The organism is Rhodococcus sp. B50 (assembly GCF_013602415.1).
Classification (GTDB): Bacteria; Actinomycetota; Actinomycetes; order Mycobacteriales; family Mycobacteriaceae; genus Rhodococcus.
The window spans coordinates 280,877-294,887 of the sequence record NZ_WPAG02000003.1 but is presented as its reverse complement, the minus strand read 5'-3'; the positions used below and the strand labels follow the sequence as shown (position 1 = coordinate 294,887).

Here is a 14,011-nt window from a genome sequence, read left to right as displayed (position 1 = left end):
GGCTGTTACTCGGCTGCACCGAGGTTAGCCCGCGGCGCTGTGTCCCAAGAACATCCAGTGATCCGCGCGGTCGGTCACGTCAGTGTGTACCGCAGTGTGTACCGCACAATCAACGACACGACGGTCTCCCTCGGGAGGCCGTCGTGTCGTTTGGGATGTGGGGATCAGGATGTGGTGGTGTCGGGAGTTTCCGGTTCCGGGTCGGCGGCGGTGATCTTTCCGCCGTTCTCGTCGACGAAGTACAGGATGACTGCGCCGATCATCGGTCCGACGGCGAGGGCCGCGAAAGCTGCCAGGAACGGCCGGTGGCCGAGAAGACCGCGCCGCTCGCGAGGGGGCGAGGGTGCTGGGGATCTGCCAGAAGGCGTTGGACGCGCCGGCGCCGGTACCGGTGACCTGGCTCGAGACCAGGCGGGGAATCGTCGCAACGATCAGGGGCAGGTATCCGTAACCCGCCAGACCGAGGATGGGTGCTGCGATGAGGAGCGCGGGGACGTTGTCCAGCGTGCCGAAGAAGATCAGGATGACGGCGAATAGCGCGAGAATGACGATCGCTGGCTTTCGGGCACTGCCTATCCGGTCGCCGAGCATTCCGGTGAGTGGTTTGCTGACGACCGCTACGCCCGCGAAGATCGCCACGATGAACCCGGCGGTGATGCCGGAGACATCACGTCCCTTGATGAGCAGGGCGTTGGGCCAGGTGACGAATCCGTATGTGCCCCAGGACCATCCGAATCCGGCGAGGGAGAGCAGCATGAGGTCGCGGTTGGTGGTCAGGGCCTTCCAGGCGGAGGGGCGCTTGCCGTCGCCTGCGGTAGCAGGAGAGGAACCGGAGAGGGCACTTCGGCGAAGAGGATTGCTATCGGCCGTGCGCAGGGCCCTCTGAACGACCTTTGCGTTATGGGGTCCTACGCCATCCATGTTTGACCGCGTCGGAGGGCTGCGCGATCCCCATGGCTGTGAGCGTGGATTCGAAGCCCGCTCCGATGGTGGGTACCGTGACCAAGTACTCCTCGGGAATCGATCAGGTGCAGTGCGGACTCAGCGAGGTCGCGGACGTGGTGTGTCAAGTGCGAGGACGCGAGTGGACTTCTCTGGATCAACAAAGTTGCTGATGACAGCGAAGGTGCCCGCGCGAAGCACCTCGTCCCAGATGCCACACAGGCGTACGGCGACGGTGGTGTAGTCGGGGTTTGAACTCACTGATAGAGAGTGTTTCGAGCGTGACTGCGTGAGTTCCGTCGAGCTGGGTGGTGCGCTCGGTGCGTTCGAGGGTGACAGTTCGGTGTAGTGGACATGGATACGTGTGGTCGAGCTCCGGCGGGGATTGTCGACCGCAACTGTGGACTACTGCCCACCCGGCGCTGTCGCGACCGCGCACCCGCGTACCATCGGTGATGTCGCAGGGCTCCTGTTGCGGGCCGAATTCGGTTCCTATTCGTCTTGTTTGCCGGGCACTTCTGGAGTCCGATTGGTTAGGTGACGGCCGGGGGCCGTCCGGAGGGCGGAAACATGCTTCGGGTGAAGCCGAAGCGGGTACGCGTCCGAGAACGAGGTCAACTCCGACCCTGGGAGGCACGTTGAAGGCGATGGTATACCGAGGACCGTACAAGGTCCGGGTAGAAGAAAAGGACATTCCGCGCATCGAGCATCCCAACGATGCGATTGTGCGGGTACAGCGGGCGGCGATCTGCGGGTCGGACCTGCATCTCTATCACGGCATGATGCCCGACACGCGGGTCGGCATGACCTTCGGTCACGAGTTCATCGGGGTGGTGCACGAAGTCGGGCCGTCCGTCCGCAACGTGCAACCCGGCGACCGGGTGATGGTGCCGTTCAACATCTACTGCGGCTCGTGCTATTTCTGTACGCGTGGCCTGTATTCGAATTGCCACAACGTCAATCCCAACGCCACCGCGGTCGGGGGGATCTACGGGTACTCGCACACATGCGGCGGATACGACGGCGGACAGGCAGAGTTCGTACGTGTGCCGTTCGCCGACGTCGGGCCTGAAAAGATCCCGGATTGGATGGATGAGGAGGACGCGCTGCTGTGCACCGACGCACTCGCGACCGGATACTTTGGGGCGCAACTCGGTGACATCGTCGAGGGTGACACTGTGGTGGTGTTCGGCGCCGGCCCGGTGGGGTTGTACGCCGCGAAATGTTCGTGGTTCATGGGTGCCGGACGGGTGATCGTCATCGACCATCTCGAATACAGGCTTGAGAAGGCGCGCACTTTCGCGCACGCCGAGACCTACAACTTCGGTGAGTACGACGATATCGTCGTGCAGATGAAGAAGGCCACCGATTATCTCGGGGCCGACGTGGCCATCGACGCTGTCGGCGCCGAAGCCGACGGCAATCTCCTACAGCATGTGACTTCGGCCAAACTCAAGTTGCAGGGTGGGTCACCCATCGCGTTGAACTGGGCCATCGATTCGGTCCGCAAAGGTGGGACGATCTCGGTGATGGGAGCTTACGGGCCGATGTTCAGCGCCGTGAAATTCGGGGACGCGATGAACAAAGGGCTGACGTTGCGGATGAACCAGTGCCCGGTGCACCGCCAGTGGCCACGCTTGTTCGAGCACATTCGGAACGGTGTGATCAAGCCTAATGATATTGTCACGCACAGGATTCCGCTGGAGCACATTGCCGAGGGTTATCACATCTTCTCCGCGAAACTCGACGAGTGCATCAAGCCGGTCATCGTGCCGGCCGCTGCATGAAAGGACTGTGTGATGACGAAGTCGTCGACACCGGCCGCATATACCGCAAGCCCCCCATCGCGTAGGAACCCCGACGATCTACGAGCCCGGATACCGGGATGGGGAGTTGACCTCGATCCGAAGGACCGGCCGGCTGTGCCGAAGGAGCGTTTCGCGCCGGAAATCACGGGAGCCCATTGGGACTTCCCCGACCGGCAGGAAGAGAACTGGCCCCGCGAACGCTCGGTCGAACATGCCTTTCTGACCCCGGTGTTCGGCACCTCTTGCCCACCGAAGGGACTGTCGGGAATCGTCCGCAAGTACGCTTATCGCCGATTCAGTGAAGGACGCGCTGCGCACTGGCTGCTGCTCCTCGGTGCCGACCGGATCGACGCCGTCGAATCCCACCTGGCGTCGTTCGTATCCCGGCGTCCGGACAATCCGATCACCGAGACCGGCATCCGAAGCGAGTTCACGCACGCAGGGGTCCGCTCGCGCCTCGGAGGGCGGCGCGTCGACACCGCTCATCAGTGGATGGATCCGCTTGTCGTGGGCGGACCGTGGATTCTCGGGGTCGGGGCAGTTGCAGCTGTGGCCCTGCGTGGTGCGCGGATGCATGCCGGGAGGGACAGCGCCACATCATGAACGTTTCCATTGCCGAAGTCGATCGTGTCGGCCTCGCACTTGTGCGTATATATGGAGGGTGCAACATACTCGGCGGCGGTGGCCGCTCGTGCACAGGCGCAGTTTCGAAGCGATCTTCGGTCTGAAAAGGGACCGGTGGCGGAGGCACCCGGTCGTAGGTCTGCTCGTCGGCAGTGGATGGGTGAAACTGCGGTCGGAGGGTACGCCCGAGGATATGCACAGTGCGGCGGGCCGGGCGGCCACCACCTGTCGGCGACGCTCGAAATGAGGCCATACGACGCTTGGAAACGAGGCCCCGGGACAGATGGGGATAGGTGTTTTCAGTGAGGGATTGGGCGTTGATCCGAGACCGGTCGCGGACGGAGTGTCGCGGACAGATTTCCGCGACGGCAGGGGCGCGGGATCTGGGCATCGGCAAGGCCTGGCGTACGCCCTGTGGGTGGGTCCGGGTTGTTCTGGAGTCCTGAACCCTGGTGAGGGCGCGGCCGGAGGGCTCTGCCTGGCGTAGGGCACTCCGGCACCGGGGATAGCCATTAGCCCTTGAAACATGTGTGTCACACGATCATGCTCGACCGGTGGACATCTCACCGCGAGATCTGGATGACGACGAGCTCTCTGCTCATTTGCTCGGATTGCGCGCTGCGCTGCTTACGGCCGCCGATGAGGACGCCGACGACGCCACACTCGAGGAGATTGCCCACTCGATCAAGGACTGTCGGGCGGAGATGGATCGCCGCGGCCTCGGATAACACTGCGGCGGGAGCCGAGCCGTGTATATAGCCGACCGCCCCCGTTCCTGCAGGGGAGAGGAGCGGGGGCGCCCAGGCGTGGCCCGACAATAGCGGGGGTCATCGGGCCACGGCTTGTGTATCGGTCACGAGATCAGAGTGTTACGGCGTGTCATCCGAACAGGCAATTTCGCGGGTGGCTCACCTGCTCGCCGGTAACAAATAGGTGACTCGGATCGGCCAGGTCGAGATCTTCGATGTTGATCTGGATCAGTTCCTTTGTGCGAGCAAATCTTTCATAGTGTATCGCCGCAAGGTGCCGCGCCATGCGCATCTCGTGATTACTGAGGGAGCTCACTGCGGCCGCACTACGCCAAGTAATACGAATCGGTGACACGCTGACCCAGTCGGAACCCCGACTGCTCCGCGACCGGATGTCCGCGTGCACCCGTACGTGCACGTGACAGTGCCGGGTACAACCTCATATGTCGGTGTCCGGTGAGTCCTGCCGTCACTCGCCCACAGCAACGTCGGCCCTTGCCCAGGATTCTTGATGGAGATTTCGAATCGCAGAAATCTGGCGGGTTTGTCTGGGGGCAGCCGACGTCGTGGCTGCGCTGCGATGCGACACGCATCTCCCTGCTTGGAGTTTGCAGGCATTTCGATCGGGTACGCAAGGACGGTGACGGCGAACGAGCACGTGCAGGGATCGCGCTCCGGCACCGGGGGTGAGCAGGTTTCGGTGTTGCTGATCGCGGATCCGGGCGAACCAGCGGCGCTCGCCGAACGTATTGCGGAGGACCTGCCGGAACGCCTGCGCAATTCTGGCCGCCTCGAGCGCCAGTGGACGACGTACGTGCGTAACGAACCCTACCTCCCCGATGAGCAAGCGGATTTCGCAGATGTCATCGATACGGTCGATCCGTCCTCCGAACAGGAAGACATCGTCGTGTACCTCACCGATCTGCCGCGCCGCGAAGACACCCTGCCGGTGGTGGCGGACGTCAGTGCAGACCACAAATTCGCGCTCATCTCGGTCGCCGGAGTGGGTGGTATCGACATCGAGCGCCGCGTGCGCACCGTCACCGAACTCGCGATCGCCCGCGTTCTCGGTGAACCGGAACTCATGCCCCCTGGCGCGGCGCGACGGTTCCCGTGTGTGCAGACTGAGGATGGTCTCCGGTACTTGGCGCCCTCGGGATTGCGGCGACTGCGGCTGCTGTCGGGGATGGTGCGGGCGAATCGGCCGTGGCGACTGGTCACCGGACTGTCGAAGGTGCTTGTCGGGGCCTTTGCCACGGGTGCGATCGCGCTGGCCACCAACACGATCTGGTTGTTCGCCGACACCATGGGCCCATGGCGTATGAGTGCGGTGACGGTCCTGTCGATCGTGGCGATGATTCTCTGGCTGATCATCGAACACGAACTGTGGGAACGGCCGAAGTCGCCGGAGGAGCGTAATCGCTCGGTGCTGTACAACACCGCGACCATAGTCACCTTGGTTATCGGCGTGATCGTCCTCCACGTGGCCCTGTTCGGCCTGCTGCTGTTCACCGCGTGTCTGACTCTTCCCTCGGAACTGCTGTCCCGCATTCTCGGGCACGGGGTGAATTTTTCCGACTACCTCACGCTCGCCTGGCTGCTGGCGTCCATCGCGACCATCGGTGGGGCCCTCGGGTCGGGTCTCGAGGACGACGCCGCCGTCAGAGAGGCGGCATACGGGGTCCGGCAGCGGCAACGCCTCGAGGAGACGCGACAGCCGTCGAACGAGGCGGAGTAGTCGTATTCGGCGAATCCGGTGGCGGAGGGAGCCTCGAAGAAGGACCGGTGGGGATTCACGGTGGGTCCAGGTCTCGCGCATCGAGCACCGAGCTTGCGAGAAGGCACTATCTTGACCGAAACGCTGGCTCGACGGCTCAGGTGAAGTCAGCCTGTCGTGCGGTGAGCAACATCGGTGAGGGAGTCGTGAGGCCGGGTGGACCACGCCCCGGGCACGGTGTGGAGTGAGGCCACGGCATGTGCTGTGTCGATGAAATCGCGCACGGCCTTCGATGCGACATCGGTACGCCAGGCGATGGACAGGGCGGTGGGTGGGATGTCGGTCACCGGTACGAATGCCAGGCTTGGTCTGCTGTAGAAGCGTTGTGTCGATGCTTGCGAGAATGCGACGCCGCGCTCGGCGAGGATCGCTTCGAAGCATTCGTCGACTGTGGCGACGTCTGCGCCGACCCGGACGGGTTCGCCTTGTCGTGACTCTGTGGCCAGCCAGTAGTTTCGCCAGTTCTCGGGTGCTTTCCGTGCGACGAAGAACTCGTTGGTGACTTGTTGGACGCTCACCTCGGGTAACTGGGCGAGCGGGTGATTGGCTGACACGACCATCACGCGGGGTTCGACGAACAGGGTTTCCATGCCCAGCCAGTCCTGCATCAGCAGCGGGGGCCGGACGAAGGCTACATCGGAGGATCCGTCGGCCAACCCGACATATGGATCGGAGAAGTCGTAGGAGTGCATCTGGACCTGGATGTCTGGATGCAGGGACTGGAATGTGCTGAGGATATGGGGTGTGAGCTCGGCAGCTGCGTTGCCTTGGAAGCCGATGACCAGTTTGCGGGTACTGATGCCGTGGGCGGCCTCGCGGGTGAGGTTGATCGCTCGTTCGGCGTTCGCAAGTAGCCGGCGGCTTTCGTCGAGCAGGATCTGGCCGGCGGGGGTCAGTTCGACGTGTCTGCTGCTGCGCAGTAGTAGCACTGCGCCGAGGTTCTGCTCGAGCTTGCGGATCTGCACGCTCAGTGAGGGTTGGGCGATGTGCAGTCGAGCGGCTGCGCGCCCGAAGTGCAGCTCTTCGGCAACTGCCACGAAATAGGACAGAAGTCGCAGGTCGAGCTGGGGTTGCATGGTTCCGAGGTTAGACAATGCCACCGGAGGAGACCAGTAGTCGTTGCCTATCGATCCGGGCTGGATAGGTATTGGACGCACCCGACGGGTAGGGGGTGTGATGGCTGTCATGGCCGGCGCGGCATCCGGGATTGCAGCACTTCTCGGATTCTGGTCGGCATACCGGAGCGAGTGCTCGCACTCGGCCTCGCTGTCTCCCTCATCGAAGGAATCCCATATGACCGTCACTACGCGTGCCCTCGACACGGCCGACTGGGCTGCCTCGTTCACCGAGGCGAACAACACCGACCCCGAGATCCAGGCGCACGGCAAGTACTTCACCTGCTCCTACCTGCTCGACATGACCGACCACACGTTCGTCATCCAGATGAGCCGCGGCAACGTGGTGGACATCGCGATCGACCCCGGGCCGCTGGATGTGCCGTACCAGTTCGCGCTCCGTGCCAGCGCGGACACCTGGCGTAACTTCGGCGTCTCGGTGCCCGCCCCGATGTACCACGGCATCTGGGCCGCGAGCTTCCAGCGCGATATGAAGCTCGAAGGCGACATTCTGGTGCTGATGCAGAACCTGCGGTGTATTACCCGCCAGATCGAGCTTCTGCGCTCCGTGGGCGTCCCGGTCTGAACCTCTCTCACCCCTTGAGCCGTAAGGAACATTCATGAGCAAGATTTCCCCGGTCACCGGCCACTACGTCGACGTGGACGTCGACGGATTGCTGTACAAGGTCTTCTACCTCGAGAACGGCACCGGGCAACCCCTCGTGTGCCAGCACACCGCCGGATGCCACAACCACCAGTGGCGCGGTCTCCTGGAAGACGAGGAGATCACCGAGAACTACCGTGTCATTGCCTACGACCTGCCGCGGCACGGCAAGTCGGATCCGCCGGAGAACACCGAATGGTGGACCGAGGAGTACAAGCTTTCTGCGGACCACTTCGCCAACTTCATCGTGGCGCTGTGCGATGCGCTCGAACTCGAGAACCCCATCTTCATGGGCTCCTCGTTCGGTGGGAATATCGCACTGCAGCTTGCGCTTCGTCACCCCGACCGCTTCGCCGGCGTCATTCCCGTCGAGGGTGCCGACTACTCGCCCGGCTTCTACCTCGACTGGTGGCAGCACCCCCATGCCAACGCAGCACAGGTCTGCGCCAGCGGCGTATGGGACCTCATGGCCCCGCAGTCGCCGGAGGCCGACCGCTGGAAGACGTGGTTCTACTACAGCCAGGGCTCCGAGTCCTTCCGCGGTGACCTGCACTTCTACTCGGTCGATCACGACCTGCGCGGAAAGCTTGCAGACATCGACGGTGACCGGTGCCCGGTCGTGATGCTGACCGGCGACTACGACTACCTCACCACCCCTGAGGACAGTGCACGCACCGCGGCGCAGATCCCGAACGCCGAGTTCATCGAGATGAAGGAGATCGGCCACTTCCCGATGAGTGAAAACCACGCTGTCTTCCGTGGTTACCTCATCCGGGCTCTCGAAGTCCTTCAGGACAAGGCCGGCAAGGCAGTCACTACCAGCTAGTATCCGACGCTCGCTTGGGTGTGGTCGCTGACTGACGGTGGCCACGCCCGGGCGACGGAATCGCTTTCGGTGCCCTTTTGGTGCCGATTGGTCGGTGCGGCGTTGAACTTCCACACACTCGGCAGGAGCCATGACCCACACTCTCCCCGCGGGCGTCCCGACCCAACTCTGGATCGGTGGAAAGCTCGTCGATTCGTCTACCGGCAACACCTTCCCCGTGGAGGATCCCGCGACCGGTGCCGCGATTGCGCATGTCGCCGACGCTGCGCCCGACGACGGACTCCGAGCTCTCGCACACGCCACCACCGTGCAAGGGGACTGGGCGCGGACCCCGTCTCGTCGACGCGGCGAAATCCTGCGCACCGCATTCGAACTCATTCACCAGCGGGCAGATGACTTCGCGCGCACCATTACCCTCGAGATGGGCAAACCGCTCCACGAAGCGTATGCGGAGATCGAATACGGCGCGTCATTCCTGCACTGGTTTGCTGAGGAAGCCACCCGTATCAGCGGGCGAATCTCACCGTCCCCATCGGGAACCGGCACCATTGTCGTCACCAGGGAACCGGTAGGGCCGGTACTGGCCATCACCCCCTGGAACTTTCCGCTGGCCATGGCCACGCGCAAGATCGGTCCAGCACTGGCGGCCGGCTGTCCGATCATCGTCAAACCAGCGGCCGAAACGCCCCTGACGATGCTGCTCGTCGGCCAAATCTTCGCAGATGCGGGTCTGCCCGCCGGTGTGCTGTCGATTCTGCCCACCTCCGATGCCGCAGCACTGACCGCACCACTGATCGACAGTGCTGATCTGCGCAAGATCACGTTCACCGGATCCACCGGCGTCGGGAAGCTGCTGGTTCGCCAATCAGCGGACCGTCTCCTGCGAACGTCGATGGAACTCGGAGGCAATGCCCCCTTCCTCGTCTTCGACGACGCCGACGTCGATGCAGCGGTCGACGGCGCGATGGCAGCAAAATTCCGCAACGGCGGCCAAGCATGTACAGCAGCCAACCGATTCCACGTCGCACGTAGCGTCGCAGAAGAGTTCACCGAGAAGTTCACGGCACGAATCGGTGCATTGTGCACGGGACACGGTCTCGAAGCGGGAACCGACATCGGACCACTGATCACGGCGAAACAGTGCGCCACCGTCGAGGCTCTGGTCAAAGACGCCGTCGCGAAGGGTGCACGCATCCGCGCGGGCGGCGTCCGTCCCGACGGCCCGGGAACGTTCTACGCCCCGACAGTTCTCGACCACGTGAGTCCCGACGCGCGTCTGCTGCGTGAGGAGATCTTCGGCCCGGTAGCCGCGATCACCACCTTCGACACGGAGGACGAAGCGATCACGGCGGCGAACAACACCGAATACGGCCTCGCTGCGTACTTCTACACCCAGAATCTCGACCGAGCCTCCCGAGTCGCCAACGCACTCGAGACCGGAATGGTTGGGATCAACCGAGGCATCATCGCCGACGCGGCTGCACCCTTCGGAGGAGTGAAGGAATCCGGATTCGGTCGGGAAGGATCCGTCGAAGGTATCGACGAGTACCTCGACACGAAGTACATCGCACGCTGATCACCTGCGACAGAGGGGTCCGGAAGTGTTGCCGGCTCGTGCAAGGAGTCATCATCAGACGAATCTGATGGACACGCAGAAAACGTTGTGCCCGTACTGAATACGGCTTCGCTTTCGGTCTGCGCCCCACCCCGACATCGACGTGGTTCGAGCGCAGTGCGTTACCCTGCACGTTAACATCGCCGGCCAACTCGACGTGATCGCGGCCGCGAACCCGTCGGCATCGGAGTGCGCAGCAGATACTCGGTGATGCGGCCCGCGCTGGTGCTCGATATCGACCTCGACGAGTTGTTCGCCCGTGCTATTCGCGAACAGTGCGGTGTGTCCGCCGCGGGCACCGAACAGGAGGCGCCATCCTTCGGTAGCAGCCAACCCAACGAGGTCACTGTCCTCGACGACCGCGGATTCACGGTGGTCGACGTCAAACGGGTCCAGTTCGCTGTTCGCGGGCGCCGCAAGTGTTCGCCCGACCGAACGAGTGTGTGAGGTGGGGCTGGTGGTACGAAGTGTGGACTGGCTTGAATTCCGTAGTGCTGATGAATGTGCGAGTTCTCGAGGGGATGCCTCGTAGTGGATGGGTCAGCCCTGCGGTGGCGACGGCATTCGACAGCATCGCCGTGTCCAGGATGACCATCGACGACCTGACTGGCGGCGAATAGGGCCGGTTCCTCCGGAACTGGAGGTACGGCAGGCGCGCGGATGAACACCTTCAAGGTTCGCGTAGTCTCTTGAGATCCACTGCAGGCGTGCGACTGGCGAATTCAGATCGTGTCGATGTACTGACCGAATGTCTCCGGGTGGGGGCTCGGATCGAGGAGTTTCTTGCTTCGCAGGACGGTTCGCACGGTGTCGAGATAGCGGCGGATGAGCGGTCCGATGGCATCTTCGCGGTAGGCCAATGCCAGGGGTACAGACACGCGGGGGGTCCTCAATGGCCGATAAGTGACTCCATTCATGCGCAGATGGCGTACCGATTCCGGTACGAGTGCGACGCCGAGGCCGGCAGCGACAAGTGCGATCAGAGTGGAGGTTTCGGCTACCTGTTGGCGGATGTCGGGGGCGAAGCCTACCTGTTCGCAGGCGGTGATCAAGGTGTCGTGCAGGGTCGACGGACAGTAGCCGATGAAGGCTTCCTCAGCGAGATCACGAAGGTCGAGGGTGGTAGCGGTGGCACGGGGATGTTGCACGGGCAAAGCCACCAGCAACGCTTCGTGGCGCAGAAGCTCGACCACAATCCCTGGACTTTTCACCGGAGGACGTAGCAAGCCGACGGACAAGGTGCCGTCGAGTAGGGCGTCGACCTGGGCGGGGGTGAGCATCTCGCTGCGCAGAGTCAGCTCGACGAGGGGATTGCGTTCACGGTAGGCGCGCACCAGATTGGGCATCAGGTCGTAGGTGGCCGATCCGGTGAAGCCCAATGACAGTGCACCCATTTCTCCGCGATCGGCTTTGCGCGCGGACTCCGCGGCGTCCTCGGCGGCGTCGAGCATGGCGACGCAACGGTCGTAGAACACCCGCCCTGCCTCGGTCAGCGCGATCGAGCGGGTGGTGCGTTCGAGCAACTGCACGCCGATCTCTCGCTCGAGTGCGCGGATCTGATGCGAGAGCGGTGACTGGGCCATGGACAACCGCGTGGCCGCCCGGGTGAAGCTGCCCTCCTCGACAACGGCGGTGAAGTACTTCATGTGACGCAACTCCATACGTCATTCTCGCATTCAGATATCTCAAGTCTCAATGACCAACAAAACAAGTGTTAGACATCTAGATGAGACAGCCATAGCCTTCGGAGTGAAGTGGATCACACCATTCGGGCGTGAGAAGCATTCCTTGCTTCGAAGCCAGTTGCCCCCTTGGCGAAGGAGAACACGTGAAGGTCAACCTGTTCCTACAGGCGCCCTACCGGTACCTGCCCGATGACTTCGAGAGCAAGTACGAGTCGGTGTGCAGCATTCCGTATTCGCTGGTGACCCGGGACGGGATGTACTCGTCGATTCGGGACTTCATGGACGAGCTGATGCTCGGGGCGCGTAGCGGTTTCGACGGAGTCGCGATCACCGAACATGGCCAGAGCAGCTACGACATGATTCCGAATCCGGATCTGATCTCGAGTGCACTTGCCTACATGACCGAGGCCGAGGGACTCGACGTGGCGATCTACCCGATGGGCCGGTCGTTGGGCAAAGCCCGCGAGCCGCTGCGTGCCGCTGAAGAGTACGCGATGATCGACGTGATGAGCGGCGGTCGCCTGGTGGCCGGTCTGACCGTGGGCTTGAGTTACGACGCCAATATCAACAACGGTGTGCCGCCCATCGAGGTCCGTCCCCGCTTCGATGAGAACCTCGAACTGGTGCTGCGTGCCTGGCGCGAGCAGGAACCGTTCGCGTGGAACGGCCGCTACTCCCAGTATCCGATGGTGAACATGTGGCCCCGCCCGCTGCAGGAGAACGTCCCGACATGGATCACCGGGATCGGTAACCCGCGCACCATGCGGATGTGTTTCGATCGCGGATTCGGCTTCAACTATCTGAGCTGGTTCGGTGCCAAGCTGACCGGCAAACGCATCTTCGACCGCATGTGGGAACAGGCCGACGAGGCCGGGGTGGCTCGTAACCCCTACCGTATCGGGTTCTTGCAGACCGTCGCCGTGTCCGAAACCGACGAACGCGCCGAGATCGAGTACGGCCGGCACGCGGAATACGCCTTCCGTAAAGGACTGGGATCGATCCCGATCGAAAAACTCGGCCTGCCCGGGGCGATCGACATCAACGGCGTCAAGGCCCTGATCAAGGATCCCGGCGACTTCGGCCTGTACCACCGTATGCGCACCGCCACCTTCCACGATCTGGTCGACGCCGGGGTTGTCGTGGTCGGCAGCCCCGATACCGTCGCCGAACAACTGCTCGACTTCTGCCGCGAATACGGCATCGGCAACCTCCACGCCATGCTGGGCTTCGGCTCCCTGCCTCGCCACCTGGTGATGAAGAACATCCAACTCTTCGCCGAGGAGGTCCTGCCGCGACTACGCACCCTGTGGACCGAGACCGATCATCAGCATCACTGGTGGCCGCGTCGGCTCGGCGGCACCCCCACCTCCTACACGACCGCCACGAAGGCAGGAGCGAACACCCGATGAGCACCCCCACCATCACCGAACAGACCATCGACGTCTGGGGCGGTCGATTGAGCATCACCGTCAAGATCGCCGGCGCCGGAACGCCGCTGCTGTACTTGCACCCCGCCGCCGGCCTGGCCTGGGATCCGTTCCTGTCCCATTTGGCCTCGCGATACACCGTCTACGCCCCGGAGTTCCCCGGGACCAGCGAAGGCAATCCGTACGCAATCCACACCATCGACACCCTCAGCGACATGGTGCTGGCCTACGAGGAACTCATCCGCGCCCTCGGGCTCGACCGCCCCGTCGTGGTCGGTCAGTCCTTCGGAGGCATGCTCGCAGCCGAACTCGCCGCCGCCTTCCCGGCGTTGCCGGACAAGCTGATTCTGCTCGATCCGATCGGGTTGTGGAGCGAAGCCGCCCCGACCGCGAACTGGATCGCCACACCACCCGAGCAGTTGCCGGCATTGCTGTTCCACGATCCCTCCGCTCCCGCAGCACAGGCGATGCTCGCACCATCCGACGACATCGAACAGCAACAGGCTGCCGCCGCGGCGATGGTGTGGGCCTTCGGGTGCACCGGCAAGTTCGCCTGGCCCATCCCCGACCGCGGTCTGCGTCATCGACTGCACCGCATCACCGCACCGACACTGATCGTGTGGGGCCGCGACGACCGGCTCGTCTCCGCGATCTATGCCGAACAGTTCCACAATCTCATCACCGACAGCACCGTGACCATCATCGAGAATTGTGGCCACATTCCCCAGGTGGAAAAACTCGACGAAACCCGCGAAACCGTCGACAAATTCCTCCTCTGA

12 protein-coding genes and 1 pseudogene are annotated in these 14,011 nt (G+C 63.0%); 10 read left to right on the top strand and 3 right to left on the bottom strand.

Translation table 11 applies throughout. The features are described 5' to 3' along the window. Positions 1-393: 393 nt before the first annotated feature. A pseudogene (locus GON09_RS25805) lies at positions 394-756 on the bottom strand (MFS transporter); the annotation flags it as partial. A gap of 824 nt (positions 757-1,580) precedes the next feature. On the opposite strand from GON09_RS25805, the gene GON09_RS25800 reads away from it, so the two are divergent. From GON09_RS25800 to GON09_RS25785, 4 genes are all read left to right on the top strand, one after another. Continuing rightward, a complete protein-coding gene (locus GON09_RS25800) occupies positions 1,581-2,729 on the top strand; it encodes a zinc-dependent alcohol dehydrogenase (RefSeq protein WP_213935222.1) in 1,149 nt (382 codons plus the stop codon). Positions 2,730-2,741: 12 nt separating this feature from the next. Beyond that, the gene (locus GON09_RS25795) at positions 2,742-3,353 is read left to right on the top strand and encodes a hypothetical protein (RefSeq protein ID WP_213934842.1); all 612 of its coding nucleotides are present in this window, start codon (positions 2,742-2,744) and stop codon (positions 3,351-3,353) included. 575 nt (positions 3,354-3,928) lie between these two features. After that, positions 3,929-4,102 carry a hypothetical protein gene (locus GON09_RS25790; RefSeq protein ID WP_213934841.1) on the top strand — a complete coding sequence of 58 codons (174 nt, stop codon included), beginning with the start codon at positions 3,929-3,931 and terminating at the stop codon, positions 4,100-4,102. A gap of 661 nt (positions 4,103-4,763) precedes the next feature. Beyond that, on the top strand, positions 4,764-5,861 hold the full coding sequence (locus tag GON09_RS25785) for a hypothetical protein (protein WP_213934840.1): 1,098 nt from the start codon (positions 4,764-4,766) through the stop codon (positions 5,859-5,861). 146 nt (positions 5,862-6,007) lie between these two features. Here GON09_RS25785 and GON09_RS25780 read toward each other — a convergent pair whose 3' ends face one another. Then, complete coding sequence (locus tag GON09_RS25780; protein WP_213934839.1) at positions 6,008-6,976, bottom strand: LysR family transcriptional regulator; 969 nt, start codon at positions 6,974-6,976, stop codon at positions 6,008-6,010. Positions 6,977-7,193: 217 nt separating this feature from the next. On the opposite strand from GON09_RS25780, the gene GON09_RS25775 reads away from it, so the two are divergent. The 4 genes from GON09_RS25775 (at position 7,194) to GON09_RS25760 (ending at position 10,567) form a co-directional block, all read left to right on the top strand. Further along, positions 7,194-7,601: a hypothetical protein gene (locus GON09_RS25775; protein ID WP_213934838.1), complete on the top strand. Its 408-nt coding sequence runs from the start codon at positions 7,194-7,196 to the stop codon at positions 7,599-7,601. A gap of 34 nt (positions 7,602-7,635) precedes the next feature. Further along, a complete protein-coding gene (locus tag GON09_RS25770) occupies positions 7,636-8,505 on the top strand; it encodes an alpha/beta fold hydrolase (protein WP_213934837.1) in 870 nt (289 codons plus the stop codon). Positions 8,506-8,635: 130 nt separating this feature from the next. Then, positions 8,636-10,081 (top strand): NAD-dependent succinate-semialdehyde dehydrogenase, encoded by a 1,446-nt coding sequence (locus GON09_RS25765; protein ID WP_213934836.1) that lies wholly within the window; start codon positions 8,636-8,638, stop codon positions 10,079-10,081. Positions 10,082-10,330: 249 nt separating this feature from the next. Beyond that, complete coding sequence (locus GON09_RS25760; protein WP_213934835.1) at positions 10,331-10,567, top strand: hypothetical protein; 237 nt, start codon at positions 10,331-10,333, stop codon at positions 10,565-10,567. 275 nt (positions 10,568-10,842) lie between these two features. On the opposite strand, the gene GON09_RS25755 is transcribed toward GON09_RS25760, so the two are convergent. Next, on the bottom strand, positions 10,843-11,781 hold the full coding sequence (locus tag GON09_RS25755) for a LysR family transcriptional regulator (protein WP_213934834.1): 939 nt from the start codon (positions 11,779-11,781) through the stop codon (positions 10,843-10,845). 167 nt (positions 11,782-11,948) lie between these two features. On the opposite strand from GON09_RS25755, the gene GON09_RS25750 reads away from it, so the two are divergent. Beyond that, positions 11,949-13,214 (top strand): LLM class flavin-dependent oxidoreductase, encoded by a 1,266-nt coding sequence (locus tag GON09_RS25750; RefSeq protein ID WP_213934833.1) that lies wholly within the window; start codon positions 11,949-11,951, stop codon positions 13,212-13,214. Further along, a complete protein-coding gene (locus GON09_RS25745; RefSeq protein WP_213934832.1) occupies positions 13,211-14,011 on the top strand; it encodes an alpha/beta fold hydrolase in 801 nt (266 codons plus the stop codon). Before GON09_RS25750 ends, GON09_RS25745 begins: the two co-directional genes overlap by 4 nt.

Excerpts from the sequence above, each read along its gene's own strand:
- GON09_RS25770 (WP_213934837.1), top strand. The coding sequence starts at position 7,636 with ATGAGCAAGATTTCCCCGGTCACCGGCCACTACGTCGACGTGGACGTC.
- GON09_RS25755 (WP_213934834.1), bottom strand. The coding sequence starts at position 11,781 with ATGGAGTTGCGTCACATGAAGTACTTCACCGCCGTTGTCGAGGAGGGC.
- GON09_RS25795 (WP_213934842.1), top strand. The coding sequence starts at position 2,742 with ATGACGAAGTCGTCGACACCGGCCGCATATACCGCAAGCCCCCCATCG.
- GON09_RS25775 (WP_213934838.1), top strand. The coding sequence starts at position 7,194 with ATGACCGTCACTACGCGTGCCCTCGACACGGCCGACTGGGCTGCCTCG.
- GON09_RS25780 (WP_213934839.1), bottom strand. The coding sequence starts at position 6,976 with ATGCAACCCCAGCTCGACCTGCGACTTCTGTCCTATTTCGTGGCAGTT.
- GON09_RS25760 (WP_213934835.1), top strand. The coding sequence starts at position 10,331 with ATGCGGCCCGCGCTGGTGCTCGATATCGACCTCGACGAGTTGTTCGCC.
- GON09_RS25765 (WP_213934836.1), top strand. The coding sequence starts at position 8,636 with ATGACCCACACTCTCCCCGCGGGCGTCCCGACCCAACTCTGGATCGGT.
- GON09_RS25745 (WP_213934832.1), top strand. The coding sequence starts at position 13,211 with ATGAGCACCCCCACCATCACCGAACAGACCATCGACGTCTGGGGCGGT.